The sequence below is a fragment of the Pseudomonas sp. LAIL14HWK12:I7 genome (genome assembly GCF_000483465.1).
GTDB classification, from domain to species: domain Bacteria; phylum Pseudomonadota; class Gammaproteobacteria; order Pseudomonadales; family Pseudomonadaceae; genus Aquipseudomonas; species Aquipseudomonas kermanshahensis.
The window spans coordinates 167,104-181,217 of the sequence record NZ_AXYZ01000009.1 but is presented as its reverse complement, the minus strand read 5'-3'; the positions used below and the strand labels follow the sequence as shown (position 1 = coordinate 181,217).

Here is a 14,114-nt window from a genome sequence, read left to right as displayed (position 1 = left end):
CCACCCCACCTGTGGGAGCCGGCTTGCCGGCGATCGGACCAGCCCATTTCTCCGTAGATTCCACGAAAAAGGGCAGCCAACGCTGCCCCTTTTCCTACCTGAAGACCCGCTTATTCAGCCAGTTTGAAGGTGATAAAGCTCGCACGCCCCTGGCGCAGTACGCGCATGGACACCGAGCGGTTTTTCGGCAGGTCCTTGGCGATCTCGGTGAATTCCTTCGCCGAGCCAATGGCCTGGTTATTCAGGTGGCTGATGACATCACCTGGGCGCAGGCCGATCAATGCGGCCGGGCCATCCTGGACTTCCTTGATGACCACGCCACCCTTGAGTTCGAGGGCTTTCTTCTGCTCGGCGCTGAGGTCAGCGACCGAAACGCCCAGACGGTTGCTGCTGCGCTCGGCACTGCCATCTGCACCGGTCCCGGTGCCAATGTCAGCGTCATCGTCCGGCAGCGCACCGACGCTCACGTCCAGGTTCTGGCGCTTGCCGTTGCGGATGATCTCGAGCTTGGCCTTGTCGCCGTCCTTGAGGCTGCCGACCAGGTGCGGCAAGTCGGCCGACATGACGATCGGCTGGCCGTTCATGCTCAGGATCACGTCACCCACCTGCAGGCCACCTTTGGCGGCTGGGCCATCTTCCAGCACCTGGGCCACCAGGGCACCGGCCGGTTTGTCCAGGCCAAAGGACTCAGCCAGGTCCTTGTTGACCTCCTGAATCACCACGCCCAGCCAGCCACGGCTGACCTTGCCGTCTTTTTTCAGCTGGTTGGATACGTCGATCGCCACATCGATCGGGATCGCGAACGACAGGCCCATGAAGCCGCCCGAGCGGGTGAAGATCTGCGAGTTGATACCCACGACCTCGCCCTGCATGTTGAACAGCGGGCCGCCGGAGTTGCCCGGGTTGATGGCAACGTCAGTCTGGATGAACGGCACGTAGGTGTCGTTAGGCAGGGTACGGCCTTTGGCACTGACGATACCTTTGGTCACCGAGTGGTCGAAGCCGAACGGCGAACCGATGGCCAGCACCCACTCACCCACTTTGAGCTTCTCGGAGTCGCCCAGCTTGACGGTCGGCAGGTTCTTGCCTTCGACCTTGAGCAGCGCGACGTCGGTGCGTGGGTCGGTGCCGACCAGCTTGGCTTGCAGCTCGCTGCGGTCCGACAGGCGGACGATGATCTCGTCGGCGTCGGCCACCACATGGTTGTTGGTCAGTACGTAGCCATCGCTGGAAATGATGAAACCCGAACCCAGCGACTGGGCTTCACGCTGACGATCACCGCGCGGCGAGCGGGGCTGTTGCGGCATGTTGCGCTCGAAGAATTCGCGGAACATCGGCGGCAGGCCTTCGAGGTCCGGCATCTGCCCAGCGGCGATGCGGCGGTCCGGCAGCTTCTGCTTGGTACTGATGTTGACCACGGCCGGCGAGGCTTGCTCGACCAGCGTGGTGAAGTCCGGCAGGGCTTCCTCGGCCTGGGCGGTGAGCACCTGGCCGAGCATGAGCACGGCGGCGAACATCGATAGGTAGGATTTCAAGCGTGGTATAGACATACGGCTCCCGTCACAACGAGCGTGGTTAGCGTAAGGCCCCTGCACAAGCAGGAAAGGCCAGGCTCCAAGAAGCCTGACCTATAGAAAATTTACGGAAAGATTGCAAATGACAATGCTTTAATTTCATTTCAGGAGCATGTCTCTCACGCCGGAAACCACCTGAAAAGCGCACGCCATCATTGCCGCGCCTGGGCATCCTGAGGCCGCATCGATAGCGCAATGCGCTCTGCAGTACCCAGGGGTATTTCACCTACCACAGTGACCAGGACCTTGCCCTTCGGCGTGTTCAGACGGCGCGATACCGCCACGGTTGGCCCGAGTTGCACGCGTGTGTCGGTGCCTGAGTTGTCGTTGACCGGCTCGAGGAATACCGAAACGCGCGCCAGGCCATCGTCATACATCAGGCTGCTGACCGTGCTGTTGCGGGCCGGGTCGCGGCGCACCGAGCTGTTGACCAGCTCAAAACCCGGCGGCAGCCAGTCTGAGCGCCAGCCGGCGACGGTTTCCTGGCCGGTGCTGGTGCCACGTTCCACCGGTTTGCAAGCGGCACTGGGGCGCAAGTCATCCGCGGTAGGCAGGTCATCGGTATCGAGGCGGGTCATCTGGAAGCGCTCAAGCAATTGCCCCTTGTCGTTGAGCATCAACGAGCGCAGCGGCAAGCCGGTGCGGCGGTCAAGGTGCAATTCGAACGCATAACGGTGCTGGTCGCGCGGTGTGAGGGTGACGATCACCGCGTCGCGCCCGGCGACACGTGACTTGCCCGCCACACCCAGATCGTACCAGCCCATCAATTTGAGGGGATCCAGCGCACGCGGCGCCGCATCGGGCGGCGTCGTAACGCCGTTGACCAAGGCACCACTGACGCATGCAACCTTGCCATCCACGCGCACGATTTCCTGGGCAGTGCCATCGAGCTGCAGCAGCCGCTCGCTGACCTTGCCGTCCTCAACCCTGTGCCAGATATCGTGGGAAGAAAAGCTGCCGTTACGCTCGTAGACGAAAGAGCCTTGGTAGCTTTGCTTTTGCTCGGCCTGTGCCAGCTTGTTCAGCCACTCATTCGCCTCGGGCGAAGAATTGGCCGCCAACGCTGGCACCGTCATGCAGCTGCCTATCAGCAGCGACAGGAGAGGTAGCGCGCGCATGATCCTCCTTACTTAGCGGGGTTATCCAGGCTGGCGGCGCGGGCATACGGCAACGCGGTTTCGCTGCCCTTGAGCGCAGATTCCTGGGCGTGCTGGCGCAGGTAGCCTGGCAGACGCTGATCCCAGCCGGCTTGGTTCTGCAGCACACCGTTGGCCATCGGCCCGGTCGGTTGCTCACTGCTTTCACTATAGCCTGCCAATACCGCCGGGCCTTGAGTTTGTGGCACGCTCAGCCCCTGCTGCGGTTGCTGGGAGGCAAGCTCTGCACCGGTGATTTCATCTTGGTTGTACATGCGCACACCCGCCAGCACGGCAACCGTCACCGAGGCAGCGACTGCCAGGCGAGCGACGCTGCGCCATGGGCCTTTATTGACCTTGGCCGGTACCGCTTCGTCGGCCAACGCTGCCGACACCGCCGAGGCGATATCGAGGTTGGGCAGCAGCAGTTCCTTGTGCATCGCTGCGCGAGCGACCTGGTAACGCGACCAGGTGGCACGGGTTTCGGCATCGTCGACGGCACTCAGTACCCGACGTAATTCCAGTTCGTCCGCTTCGTTATCCATTACCGCGGACAGCGATTCCTGCAACGCTTCACGACTCATGGCGGTTCCTCTCTTGGCTGTAGCCGCTGTCTCAGGTTTCCTGCAACAACGGCTGCAGGGCTTTATCTATGGCCTCCCGAGCGCGGAAGATTCGAGAGCGCACGGTACCCACCGGACATTGCATGACACTGGCAATGTCTTCGTAACTCAATCCGTCGAACTCGCGCAGGGTCAATGCCGTGCGCAGGTCTTCGGGCAGTTGCTGGATGGTGCGATGGACCGTGCCTTCGATTTCATCCCGCAACAACGAGCGCTCTGGGGACTCGAGATCCTTGAGACCATGATCGCCGTCGTAAAACTCCGCATCCTCGGAGCTCACATCACTGTCTGGTGGCCGTCTTCCACGGGACACCAGGTAGTTCTTCGCCGTGTTGATGGCGATGCGGTACAGCCAGGTATAAAACGCACTGTCTCCGCGAAAATTGCCAAGCGCACGGTAGGCCTTGATAAAGGCTTCCTGTGCTACATCCTGGGCCTCGTGGGTATCGTGAACGAACCGCACGATCAACCCGAGAATCTTGTGCTGATACTTCAGCACCAACAGATCGAAAGCTCGCCTGTCACCGCGCTGCACGCGCTCGACAAGCTGCTGATCCTCTTCCTGGGTTAGCATGAACACTCCTCGGTAGACTCGAAGGAGCGTTGCAACAGCCATCGTTCAGGCTTGCAAACATAGACTCGGGCTTTGCGCAAAAGTTCTCCCCTCCAAGCAAGTTTCCTGCAGCCCTTGGTCGGCTCGCACGGAAGACGCGGCGCGGTCACGGCCGGCAACGTCAATAATCAGGTTTCGAATACGCAGGTGTCAGCCCGAATAGAGCTGCCGCCGTGCGTCGCCGCGACATTTGTGGCGTGCGGGCAGCCTTCATAGGATTTCCGTAGCTGTCGGAAAGTTCCCACAAGGTCGCTGCTTCCTGGCAAGTGGCATGGAAATTGGCCACCCGGGGCTGCTATAAAGGCAACCCGGCCTGGTTTAACGATAGTTTCACAATGCCATCGGCGCGTGACTATTGTGCCGTGCCCCTTCCGTAGATTACTAGTGTCCCGACATGAGCCAACAATTCCAACATGATGTCCTGGTGATCGGCAGCGGCGCCGCCGGTCTCAGCCTGGCACTGAACCTCCCCAGCCACCTGCGTATCGCCGTGCTCAGCAAAGGCGACCTGGCCAATGGCTCGACCTATTGGGCCCAGGGCGGTGTTGCCGCCGTGCTGGACGACACCGACACCGTACAGTCGCATGTCGAGGACACCCTCAATGCCGGCGGCGGCCTGTGCCATGAAGATGCCGTGCGCTTCACCGTCGAGCACAGCCGCGAAGCCATCCAGTGGTTGATCGAGCAAGGCGTGCCCTTTACCCGGGATGAGCAGCACGGCGTCGACGATGGGGGCTTCGAGTTCCACCTGACCCGCGAAGGTGGCCACAGCCACCGGCGCATCATCCACGCCGCCGATGCCACAGGCGCCGCGATCTTCACCACCCTGCTGGCCCAGGCCCGCCTGCGCCCGAACATCCAGCTGCTGGAGCAGCGCGTGGCGGTCGACCTGATCACCGAGCGCCGCCTGGGCCTGCCCGGCGAGCGCTGCCTGGGTGCCTACGTGCTGAACCGCAATAGCGGCGAAGTGGACACCTTCGGTGCACGTTTCACCGTGCTCGCCACCGGAGGCGCGGCCAAAGTCTACCTGTATACCAGTAACCCCGACGGTGCCTGCGGCGACGGCATCGCCATGGCCTGGCGCGCGGGCTGCCGGGTGGCCAACCTTGAGTTCAACCAGTTCCACCCCACCTGCCTGTACCACCCCCAAGCCAAGAGCTTCCTGATCACCGAGGCCCTGCGCGGTGAAGGCGCCCTGTTGCGCCTGCCCAACGGCGAGCGCTTCATGCCACGCTTCGACCCCCGCGAAGAACTGGCCCCGCGTGACATCGTGGCCCGCGCCATCGACCACGAGATGAAGCGCCTGGGTGTGGACTGCGTGTACCTGGACATCACCCACAAGCCGGCCGATTTCATCAAAGGCCACTTCCCCACCGTTTACGAACGCTGCCTGGCCTTCGGCATCGACATTACCCGCCAGCCGATCCCGGTAGTACCCGCAGCCCACTACACCTGCGGCGGTGTAGTGGTGGACGACCGCGGGCATACCGACGTGCCGGGGCTGTATGCCATCGGTGAGACCAGCTTTACCGGCCTGCATGGCGCCAACCGCATGGCCAGCAACTCGCTGCTCGAATGCTTTGTCTATGGCCGCGCCGCTGCCGCCGACATCCAGGCGCACCTGGAACAGGTCGACATGCCCAAAGCCCTGCCCGGCTGGGATGCCAGCCAGGTCACCGACTCGGACGAGGATGTGATCATCGCGCACAACTGGGACGAACTGCGGCGCTTTATGTGGGACTATGTCGGCATCGTGCGCACCAGCAAGCGCCTACAGCGCGCCGAACACCGCATCCGCCTGCTGCTCGACGAAATCGACGAGTTCTACAGCAACTACAAGGTCAGCCGCGACCTGATCGAGCTGCGCAACCTGGCGCAAGTGGCGGAGCTGATGATTCGTTCGGCGATGCAGCGCAAGGAAAGCCGCGGGTTGCATTACACGCTGGATTATCCGGGGATGCTGGACGAGGCTAAAGACACCATCCTCAGCCCGGTCTGAATCGGCGCTGTCTTCTTCGCGGGTAAACCCGCTCCCACAGGGACGGCGTAGGCCTCGAGCCGGGCGCGGTACCTGTGGGAGACACCATCCTCAGCCCGGTCTGAATCGGCGCTGTCTTCTTCGCGGGTAAACCCGCTCCCACAGGGACGGCGTAGGCCTCGAGCCGGGCGCGGTACCTGTGGGAGCGGGTTTACCCGCGAAGAAGCCCACCCGGTTCTGACCTATACCCGAGATACCTCAGCCCACCTGCGCCGGCTGAACTTCAGCCTTACCCGCAACCGCCGATGCTCATCAGCCCCGAGGGCATCCCTGGGAACGCACTGCCCCTCCCCCAGCCAACGCCCCTCCCGTACAAACCGCACGACCACCATCCCCGGCAACGCAACGCTGTCCCGGCACAAACGCACCGGCTGCCAACCCTGGGCGCGGCTGAATACCCGCCAACCAAGCAGGTCTCGGCGCAGCCCGGTAACCGCATGCGGATGCGTGAGCAAAATGCGTCGGGGGATGGCCCAGCAGGCGTGGGCGACAGACGCGGCAGTGGCCGCCAGGGACAGCCACCAGGGCAACGCGCTCACCCATACAGTGAACAGCGCCAGCACCTGGCAACTCAGGTAAGCCGTCAGCAGCAGGCGCGAGCCTTGCCAACGGCTTTCGAAAAACTCACTTGGGCTGGACACGGTCCAGGATGATGCGGACCATGCGCTGCAGCTCCGGGTCTTCAGACTCGGTGCGCTCCATGAACCAGCCGAACATGTCCTGATCTTCGCAGCTCAACAGGCGTACATAGAGTTCGCGGTCGGCTTCGTTGAGGGTGGCGTAGACTTCCTGGGTAAAAGGCACCAACAGTACGTCCAGTTCCAGCATGCCGCGGCGGCTGTGCCAGAAAAGCCGGTTGAGTTCAGTTTGTTCGACCATGGGGCCCTCCTCGAATGGCCCGCCAGTATACAGCCAGGCGAGCGAAGCGGCACAGGGCGTTGGTCTAGTCACCTACCTATTTTGTTACTGGCGTTCTATGATGGCCGCCAGTCTTTAGCCACCGCGATGACCCATGGCCGATTCCGCTTTCTTCAGCCCCCTGTCCCACGAGGGCATCCTCGCCGTCCGCGGCTCCGACGCAGGCAAGTTCCTGCAGGGCCAGCTGACCTGCAACATCAACTACCTCAGCCAGGAACATGCCAGCCTCGGTGCCCGCTGCATGGTCAAAGGGCGCATGCAGTCGAGTTTCCGTATCGTGCCCGAAGGCAACGGTTACCTGCTGGCCATGGCCAGTGAGCTGCTCGATGCCCAATTGGCCGACCTCAAGAAGTACGCCGTGTTCTCCAAGGCCACCCTCAGCGACGAGAGCGCCGCCTGGGCGCGCTTTGGCCTGCAGGGTGGCGAGGCGGCACTGCAAGCCTTGGGCTTGACGCCGCTGGTCGAAGCGGGCGCCACCGTGCGCCACGAGGGCCTGATCGCCATCGCCGTATCCGCAGGCCGTGTCGAGCTGTGGGTACCTGCCGAGCAGGCCGCCCACGTAGGCGCGGCACTCGCCGCCAGCCTGCCTGAAGGCAGCCTCAACGACTGGTTGCTGGGCCAGATCCGCGCAGGTATTGGCCAAGTCATGGGCCCTACCCGCGAGCTGTTCATCCCGCAGATGATCAACCTGCAGGCCGTGGACGGGGTCAGCTTCAAGAAGGGCTGCTACACCGGCCAGGAAATCGTTGCCCGCATGCAGTACCTGGGCAAGCTCAAGCGCCGTCAGTACCGGCTCTCGCTCGATCAGCAGGACATCCCCGCGCCAGGTGCCGAGATCTTCTCGCCCACCCATGGTTCCTCGGTCGGTGAAGTGGTGATCGCGGCCAGTGCGGGTACCGGTTGCGAGTTGCTCGCGGTGCTCAGCGCCGATGCGGTGGCCGATGACAATCTGCACCTGGGCAGCCTGGAAGGGCCACGCCTGCACGTGCTGAGCCTGCCCTACGAACTGGACCGCGACCGGGAAATCCAGCGCTGACCAGCCTGCCCCGTCCGCGTGACGGGGCCGCACCACCACTGCGGTAGAGAAGTCCATGAACAAGCTGGCCGAGATGGTTCAAGCACAGTTGCTCGATGCCATCGAAAAGGATGACCTGGTCCTGCCGACCCTGCCCGAGGTTGCCTTGAGCATCCGCGAGGCCGCCGAGGATAGCGAGATCAGCGTGTCGGCCCTGAGCAAGGTGATCGGTCGCGACGCGGCCCTCTCGGCGCGCCTGATCAAAGTCGTCAACAGCCCACTGTTGCGCGCTGCGGTCGAGGTCACCGACCTGCATACCGCAATCACTCGCCTGGGCATCAACTACAGCTGCAACCTGGCCATCGGCCTGGTGATCGAACAGATCTTTCATGCTCGCTCGCCGGCTGTTGAGCAAAAGCTGCGCGATATCTGGGTCAACAGCCTGGAAGTGGCAGGCATCAGCTACGAAATCTGCCGCCGTTTCACCCACCTCAAACCCGACCAGGCGACCCTCGGTGGGCTGGTCAACCAGATCGGTGCCCTGCCGGTGCTGATTTACGCCGAAGAACACAACGAGCTGCTGTCCGACCCGGTCTGCCTGCACTACGTGATCGAGCAGATACAGCCCGTGCTGGGTGACAAGATCCTCAAGGCGTGGGAGTTTCCCGAGCAATTGGTCAACCTGCCGAGCCAGGTTCAGGACCTCGACCGGCAGACCGACAAGGTCGACTATATCGACGTCGTGCAGATCGCCCGCTGCATCAGCCAACGTGGGCGTAGCCGGCCACTGGCCGCGTTGCCGGCGTACCGACACCTGGGGCTGCCGTTCGGCACCGAACTGGAAGTCGAAGAGCTGCTCGAGGCGCGGAGCCTGTTGCGCTAGGCCGCCAAAAGTCCGCTGCACCTCCCCTCCTGCGCGATTCAGGTAGGAGCAGCCTTGTGCTGCGAAGAGGCCGGTAACAGCACAGCAAATCTTCGCTGCAGTCACTGGCCCTTTCGCAGCACAAGGCTGCTCCTACAGTGCCGACGGGCCAATGGACAGTAAAACCCTAGTCAGCGATGAAGCTCACCCGCACCCGCAAGCCGCCCTTCTCGCCATCGTGCAGGCTGATCTGCGCCAGGTGCGCGCGGCAGATCTCGCCGACAATCGCCAACCCCAGCCCACTGCCTTGGGCACTGCGGCGGTAGAAGCGCTCGAACACCCGTTCGCGCTCATCCTCGGGAATACCCGGGCCGTCATCCTCGACCTCCAGCACCGCCGGCGCCAGCACCCGCAGGATCACGTTGCCACCGGCCGGGGTATGCGCCAAAGCGTTATCCACCAGGTTGCTCAGCAGCTCGTTGAGCAAGGTCGGCTCACCCTTGAGCCACACGGGCGCCTCGGCCTCCAGGGCCAATGCCACGCCACGGTTATGCGCCAAGGGCGCCATGGCCATGCCCAGTTCGCGGGCCAACTGGCTGAGGTCCAGGCGCTGCGCGCCACCTTCGGCGATTGCCCGGGCGCCATTCTCGACCCGTGCCAATGACAACAGCTGGTTGGCCAGGTGGGTCAAGCGGTCCGTGCCTTGGGCAGCTGATTCCAACGTCTGCCGCCACTCCTGCGGCTCGGATGAACGCAAGCCCAACTCGACCCGCGCCTTGAGCGCCGCCAAGGGCGTGCGCAACTCGTGGGCGGCGTCGGCGATGAACTGGGCTTGGCGCTCGAACTGCCCGCGCAAGCGCTCGGTAAAGTGGTTCAAGGCCCGCACCAGTGGGCCCAGTTCGCGCTGCACCTGCACCACCGGCAAAGCCCGCAGGTCATCGGGTTGGCGCTCTTCCACGGCGGTGCGCAGGCGCTCCAGCGGGCGTAGCGCGGCACTGACCGCAAACCACACCATCACCAAGGCGCCCAGTGCCAGCATCCCAAGGCGCAGCAGGGTATCGGCCATCAGCCCGCGCGCCATGCGCACCCGCGCTTCTTCGGTCTCGGCCACGCGAATTTCCGCCATGCCGTTCATGTTCGGCTCGCTGACCGGCTTGAGCAGGCTGACCACGCGCACGTCCTGGCCGAGGTACGTCGCGTTGTAGAACCGCGCCAGCGCCGGGTAGTCGTCGGTGCGCGGCGTGCCAGGCGGCGGCGCTGGCAGGTTCTCGTAGCCCGAGATCAAGCGCTGCTTGATGTCCAGCACCTGGTAGTAGATACGCCCGGCACTGTCGTAGGCGAAGGTATCCAGGGCCACATAGGGCACGTCCGCACTCAACGAGCCGTCGCGTTGCGACAAGCCCGCGGCGATGGTCCGTGCCGAGGCCAGCAAGGTCCGGTCGTAGGCCGTGTCGGCGGCTTCGCGGCCGTTCCAATAGGCGCTCAGGCCGCTGGCCAGCATCAGCACCACCAGCAACAGTGCCAGGTTGCCCAACAGCCGCCCGCGCAAGCTGCCGTTGTCACGCATCGCGATGCTCGAGCAGATACCCCAGGCCACGGAAGGTGACAATCGCCACCGGGTGGCCGTCGAGCTTTTTGCGCAGGCGGTGGATGTAGATTTCGATGGCGTCGGGGCTGGCTTCTTCGTCCAGGCCAAACACCTGGGCGGCCAGTTGCTCCTTGCTCATCACCCGGCCCGGGCGGGCGATCAGCGCTTCAAGCACGCTCTGTTCACGCGAGGTCAGGGTCAGGTTGTCCTCGCCCAGGCTGAAGCGCCGGGTATCCAGGTCGTACACCAACGGCCCGCAACGCTGCTGGCGTTCGCCACCTAGCACGCTGCGGCGCAGCAAGGCCTTGACCCGGGCTTCCAGCTCAGTCAGTTCGAACGGCTTGGCCAGGTAATCGTCAGCCCCCAGGTTCAGCCCGTGGACCCGGTCCTTGACGTCACTGCGCGCGGTCAGCATCAGCACCGGCAGGGTTTTGCCGCGGCCACGCAAACGCGCCAGCACTTCGAAGCCATCCATGCGCGGCAAGCCGACATCGAGCACGGCAACGGCATATTCCTCACTGGCCAGGGCCAGGTCGGCAGCCACGCCGTCATGCAGTACATCCACGGTCAGGCCGTGACTTTTCAAGGCCTGGGCCACGCTTTCGGCCAGTTGCAGGTGGTCTTCGACCAGCAGCACACGCATCGGATTCTCCCTGCTCGGGTGGGGCGGTGGCGCGGAGTGTACCGCTGTCGACCGGCCTGTGAAGCCCCTTCTGACAAACCTTTCACGCTGAAAGGTTAGCGAAAGGTTCGTTACCTAGCATCGCACCACGGTCGCCCCACGCGCCGAAAAAAGCACCAGCAAGGTGCAACGAATAAGAACAATAAACGGAGTCATCGACGATGCTGTCATCGCAGCCGCAGGCATTCGTGCCTACCCGTTCCTTTGCCGCACGCCCTTCTGCCATCGCCAGCGCCCTTGCGCTCGCCGGTGTCGCGCCCATGAGCCAGGCCGCCTTCTTCGAAGACAGCACGGCGACCTTCGAAACCCGCAACATGTACTTCAACCGCGACTTTCGCGACGGCACCAGCGCGCAGCAATCCAAGCGCGACGAATGGGCCCAGGGTTTCATGCTCAACTTCGAGTCTGGCTACACCGACGGCACCGTGGGCTTTGGCCTGGATGCGCTGGGCATGCTGGGCATCAAGCTCGACTCCAGCCCCGACCGCACCGACACCGGCCTGCTGCCGACCCATGACGACGGCAAGGCCGCCGACGAATACTCCAAGCTCGGCCTGACCGGCAAGGTCAAAGTCTCCAAGACCGAATTGAAGATCGGCACGCTGATCCCCGAGCTGCCGACCCTGCAGCCCAACGACGGGCGCATCCTGCCGCAAACCTTCGAAGGTGGCTTGCTCACCTCCAAAGAAATCAGCCACCTGACCTTCACCGGTGGGCGCCTGGAAAAGGCCAAGGACCGCAACGACACCAACTGGGAAGACCTGGCCCTCAACAACAAGAACGGCCGCTTCGGTGGCACCTTCACGGCCGATAACCTCGACCTCGCGGGCCTGGACTACCAGTTCACCGATCGCATCACCGGCAGCTACCACTTCGCCCAACTCGACGACATCTACCGCCAGCACTTCCTCGGCATGGTCGCCACCCAGCCGTGGGGGCCGGGCACCTTGGGCGCTGACCTGCGCCTTGCCGTGAGTGACGATGCCGGCGCCGCCAAGGCCGGCAACATCGACAACACCACCGTCAATGGCATGCTCAGCTACGCCCTGGGCGGGCACAAGGTCAGTGCCGCCTACCAGCACCTGTCCGGCGACAGCGCCTTCCCCTACATCGATGGCGCCGACCCGTACCTGGTCAACTTCGTGCAGATCAACGACTTCGCCGGTGCCGACGAGCACTCCTGGCAGATGCGCTACGACTACAACTTCGCGGCCCTGGGCATCCCCGGCCTGACCTTCATGACCCGTTACATCAGCGGCGACAACGTCAGCCGCGCAGATGGCAGCGAGGGCAAGGAGTGGGAACGCAACACCGAGTTCAAGTACGTGGTACAAAGCGGCCCGTTGAAAAACGTCGCCGTGCGCTTGCGCAACGCCACCTTCCGCTCGAATTTTGCCCGCGACGCCGACGAAGTGCGGCTGCTGGTGAGCTACAGCGTGGCCCTGTGGTAACCCAATAACAACAACGCTCACGGAGATTGACGATGACCTTTTCACTGCGCCGCCTCGTCCTCGCTACCGGCTGCCTGCTGCTGGCCGGCAACGCCCTCGCTGCCGAACCGAAACGCCCCGAATGCATCGCCCCTGCCTCGCCTGGCGGTGGCTTCGACCTGACCTGCAAACTGGTGCAGAGCGCCCTGGTGCAGGAGAAAATCCTCAGCAAGCCCATGCGTGTCACCTACATGCCCGGCGGCGTCGGCGCGGTGGCCTACAACGCCGTGGTGGCCCAGCGCCCAGGGGATGCCGGCACTCTGGTGGCGTGGTCCAGTGGCTCGCTGCTGAACCTGGCCCAAGGCAAGTTCGGCCGCTTCGACGAGAACGCGGTCAAGTGGTTGGCAGCCGTCGGCACCAGCTACGGTGCCATCGCCGTGAAGAGCGATTCGCCCTACAAAACCCTCGACGACCTGGTTGCTGCCCTGAAGAAAGACCCGAGCAAGGTCGTGATCGGCTCCGGTGGCACGGTCGGCAGCCAAGACTGGATGCAAACCGCACTGATCGCCAAGGCCGCCGGCATCAACCCGCGTGACCTGCGTTACGTGGCCCTGGAAGGCGGCGGTGAAATTGCCACTGCATTGCTGGGCGGGCACATCCAGGTCGGCTCCACCGACATCTCCGACTCCATGCCGCACATCCAGAGCGGCAACATGCGCATCCTCGCGGTGTTCTCCGAAAACCGCCTGGACGAGCCAGAGATGAAAGACATCCCTACCGCCAAGGAGCAGGGCTACGACATCGTCTGGCCGGTGGTACGCGGCTTCTACCTGGGGCCGAAGGTGAGCGACGAGGACTACGCCTGGTGGAAGGCCTCGTTCGACAAGATGCTGGCCTCGGAAGACTTCGCCAAGCTGCGTGACCAGCGCGAGCTGTTCCCGTTCGCCATGACCGGCGAAGAGCTGGACGGCTATGTGAAGAAGCAGGTGGCTGACTACAAGGCACTGGCCAGGGAATTCGGCCTGATTCAGTAACTCGCCGACTACCTGAACAGATCCCTGTGGGAGCGGGCTTGTCCCGCGAAGCTGGCACCTCGGTGCATGGCACCGGTTTTGCCGGTGTTCGCGGGGCAAGCCCGCTCCCACAGAGTCCGCGTCCAACGAGGATTCCCCGATGATCCTGCAACGCCTCTTCGCCCTGGTCCTGCTGGCGGTATGCGCCGCCCTGGCCGTGATGGCCTGGCCGTACCAGGCTGCGTTTTCCTACGAACCGGTTGGCCCACGGGCCTATCCGCTGCTGATGCTCGGCCTGATGGGCCTGGGCCTGCTTTACCTGGCCATCCGCCCAACGCCCATCGTGCGCAAGGATGACGAGCCAGAACTGGACCGCGAAACCCTGATCAAGATCGCCGCCTGCGTCGGCCTGCTGATCGTCTTCGCTGCCACCTTCGAACCGCTGGGCTTCATCCTCAGCGCCATCCTGGTCGGCCTGCCCATGGCTCGGCTGTACGGCGGCCGCTGGCTGCACAGCGCCATCGTCGTGGTCGGCATGAGCCTGTTCCTCTACTGGCTGTTCGACCGCGTGATGGACGTGCCCCTGCCCCTTGGCCTGCTGAGCGTACTGGAGAACTGACAC

At 63.6% G+C, this 14,114-nt stretch carries 14 protein-coding genes; 6 read left to right on the top strand and 8 right to left on the bottom strand.

All coding sequences use genetic code 11. From position 1 onward, the window contains the following. Nucleotides 1–110: 110 nt before the first annotated feature. The 4 genes from D886_RS0111890 to rpoE all read right to left on the bottom strand — a co-directional run bounded on the left by D886_RS0111890 (nucleotide 111) and on the right by rpoE (nucleotide 3,907). Entirely contained in the window at nucleotides 111–1,517 is a 1,407-nt protein-coding gene (locus tag D886_RS0111890) for a DegQ family serine endoprotease (RefSeq protein WP_371097684.1), read from the bottom strand. Nucleotides 1,518–1,726: 209 nt separating this feature from the next. Next, a complete protein-coding gene (locus tag D886_RS0111885) occupies nucleotides 1,727–2,692 on the bottom strand; it encodes a MucB/RseB C-terminal domain-containing protein (RefSeq protein WP_027594144.1) in 966 nt (321 codons plus the stop codon). 8 nt (nucleotides 2,693–2,700) lie between these two features. Then, nucleotides 2,701–3,294: a sigma-E factor negative regulatory protein gene (locus tag D886_RS0111880; protein ID WP_027594143.1), complete on the bottom strand. Its 594-nt coding sequence runs from the start codon at nucleotides 3,292–3,294 to the stop codon at nucleotides 2,701–2,703. A gap of 31 nt (nucleotides 3,295–3,325) precedes the next feature. Next, nucleotides 3,326–3,907, bottom strand: a complete 582-nt coding sequence (gene rpoE, locus D886_RS0111875) for an RNA polymerase sigma factor RpoE (protein ID WP_003252049.1) — start codon at nucleotides 3,905–3,907, stop codon at nucleotides 3,326–3,328. 433 nt (nucleotides 3,908–4,340) lie between these two features. Between rpoE and nadB the strand changes: the two genes are divergently transcribed. Then, nucleotides 4,341–5,945 carry an L-aspartate oxidase gene (gene nadB / locus D886_RS0111870; protein WP_027594142.1) on the top strand — a complete coding sequence of 535 codons (1,605 nt, stop codon included), beginning with the start codon at nucleotides 4,341–4,343 and terminating at the stop codon, nucleotides 5,943–5,945. A gap of 221 nt (nucleotides 5,946–6,166) precedes the next feature. On the opposite strand, the gene D886_RS28460 is transcribed toward nadB, so the two are convergent. Continuing rightward, nucleotides 6,167–6,625, bottom strand: coding sequence for a protein YgfX (locus tag D886_RS28460; protein WP_081717487.1), 459 nt, complete (start codon nucleotides 6,623–6,625; stop codon nucleotides 6,167–6,169). Further along, entirely contained in the window at nucleotides 6,609–6,863 is a 255-nt protein-coding gene (locus D886_RS0111860) for a succinate dehydrogenase assembly factor 2 (RefSeq protein ID WP_027594141.1), read from the bottom strand. Before D886_RS0111860 ends, D886_RS28460 begins: the two co-directional genes overlap by 17 nt. A gap of 133 nt (nucleotides 6,864–6,996) precedes the next feature. On the opposite strand from D886_RS0111860, the gene D886_RS0111855 reads away from it, so the two are divergent. Continuing rightward, nucleotides 6,997–7,938 carry a folate-binding protein YgfZ gene (locus tag D886_RS0111855; protein WP_027594140.1) on the top strand — a complete coding sequence of 314 codons (942 nt, stop codon included), beginning with the start codon at nucleotides 6,997–6,999 and terminating at the stop codon, nucleotides 7,936–7,938. Between the two features lie 55 nt (nucleotides 7,939–7,993). Beyond that, entirely contained in the window at nucleotides 7,994–8,800 is an 807-nt protein-coding gene (locus tag D886_RS0111850) for an HDOD domain-containing protein (RefSeq protein ID WP_027594139.1), read from the top strand. Between the two features lie 166 nt (nucleotides 8,801–8,966). Here D886_RS0111850 and D886_RS0111845 read toward each other — a convergent pair whose 3' ends face one another. Both D886_RS0111845 and D886_RS0111840 read right to left on the bottom strand, forming a co-directional pair. Then, the gene (locus D886_RS0111845; protein WP_027594138.1) at nucleotides 8,967–10,346 is read right to left on the bottom strand and encodes a sensor histidine kinase; all 1,380 of its coding nucleotides are present in this window, start codon (nucleotides 10,344–10,346) and stop codon (nucleotides 8,967–8,969) included. Continuing rightward, nucleotides 10,339–11,010: a response regulator gene (locus D886_RS0111840; RefSeq protein ID WP_027594137.1), complete on the bottom strand. Its 672-nt coding sequence runs from the start codon at nucleotides 11,008–11,010 to the stop codon at nucleotides 10,339–10,341. Before D886_RS0111840 ends, D886_RS0111845 begins: the two co-directional genes overlap by 8 nt. Nucleotides 11,011–11,210: 200 nt before the next feature. Here D886_RS0111840 and D886_RS0111835 point away from each other — a divergent pair, with 200 nt between their 5' ends. The 3 genes from D886_RS0111835 to D886_RS0111825 all read left to right on the top strand — a co-directional run bounded on the left by D886_RS0111835 (nucleotide 11,211) and on the right by D886_RS0111825 (nucleotide 14,111). Then, nucleotides 11,211–12,500 carry an OprD family porin gene (locus D886_RS0111835; protein WP_027594136.1) on the top strand — a complete coding sequence of 430 codons (1,290 nt, stop codon included), beginning with the start codon at nucleotides 11,211–11,213 and terminating at the stop codon, nucleotides 12,498–12,500. Between the two features lie 32 nt (nucleotides 12,501–12,532). Further along, nucleotides 12,533–13,513: a tripartite tricarboxylate transporter substrate binding protein gene (locus tag D886_RS0111830; protein WP_027594135.1), complete on the top strand. Its 981-nt coding sequence runs from the start codon at nucleotides 12,533–12,535 to the stop codon at nucleotides 13,511–13,513. 139 nt (nucleotides 13,514–13,652) lie between these two features. Further along, on the top strand, nucleotides 13,653–14,111 hold the full coding sequence (locus D886_RS0111825; protein ID WP_027594134.1) for a tripartite tricarboxylate transporter TctB family protein: 459 nt from the start codon (nucleotides 13,653–13,655) through the stop codon (nucleotides 14,109–14,111). Nucleotides 14,112–14,114: the final 3 nt, after the last annotated feature.

Bases quoted from the DNA above. Each gene is read 5' to 3' on its own strand.
- D886_RS0111890 (WP_371097684.1), bottom strand. From the start codon at position 1,517: ATGTTCGCCGCCGTGCTCATGCTCGGCCAGGTGCTCACCGCCCAGGCC.
- D886_RS0111885 (WP_027594144.1), bottom strand. From the start codon at position 2,692: ATGCGCGCGCTACCTCTCCTGTCGCTGCTGATAGGCAGCTGCATGACG.
- D886_RS0111880 (WP_027594143.1), bottom strand. From the start codon at position 3,294: ATGAGTCGTGAAGCGTTGCAGGAATCGCTGTCCGCGGTAATGGATAAC.
- rpoE (WP_003252049.1), bottom strand. From the start codon at position 3,907: ATGCTAACCCAGGAAGAGGATCAGCAGCTTGTCGAGCGCGTGCAGCGC.
- nadB (WP_027594142.1), top strand. From the start codon at position 4,341: ATGAGCCAACAATTCCAACATGATGTCCTGGTGATCGGCAGCGGCGCC.
- D886_RS0111860 (WP_027594141.1), bottom strand. From the start codon at position 6,863: ATGGTCGAACAAACTGAACTCAACCGGCTTTTCTGGCACAGCCGCCGC.
- D886_RS0111855 (WP_027594140.1), top strand. From the start codon at position 6,997: ATGGCCGATTCCGCTTTCTTCAGCCCCCTGTCCCACGAGGGCATCCTC.
- D886_RS0111850 (WP_027594139.1), top strand. From the start codon at position 7,994: ATGAACAAGCTGGCCGAGATGGTTCAAGCACAGTTGCTCGATGCCATC.
- D886_RS0111845 (WP_027594138.1), bottom strand. From the start codon at position 10,346: ATGCGTGACAACGGCAGCTTGCGCGGGCGGCTGTTGGGCAACCTGGCA.
- D886_RS0111840 (WP_027594137.1), bottom strand. From the start codon at position 11,010: ATGCGTGTGCTGCTGGTCGAAGACCACCTGCAACTGGCCGAAAGCGTG.
- D886_RS0111835 (WP_027594136.1), top strand. From the start codon at position 11,211: ATGCTGTCATCGCAGCCGCAGGCATTCGTGCCTACCCGTTCCTTTGCC.
- D886_RS0111830 (WP_027594135.1), top strand. From the start codon at position 12,533: ATGACCTTTTCACTGCGCCGCCTCGTCCTCGCTACCGGCTGCCTGCTG.
- D886_RS0111825 (WP_027594134.1), top strand. From the start codon at position 13,653: ATGATCCTGCAACGCCTCTTCGCCCTGGTCCTGCTGGCGGTATGCGCC.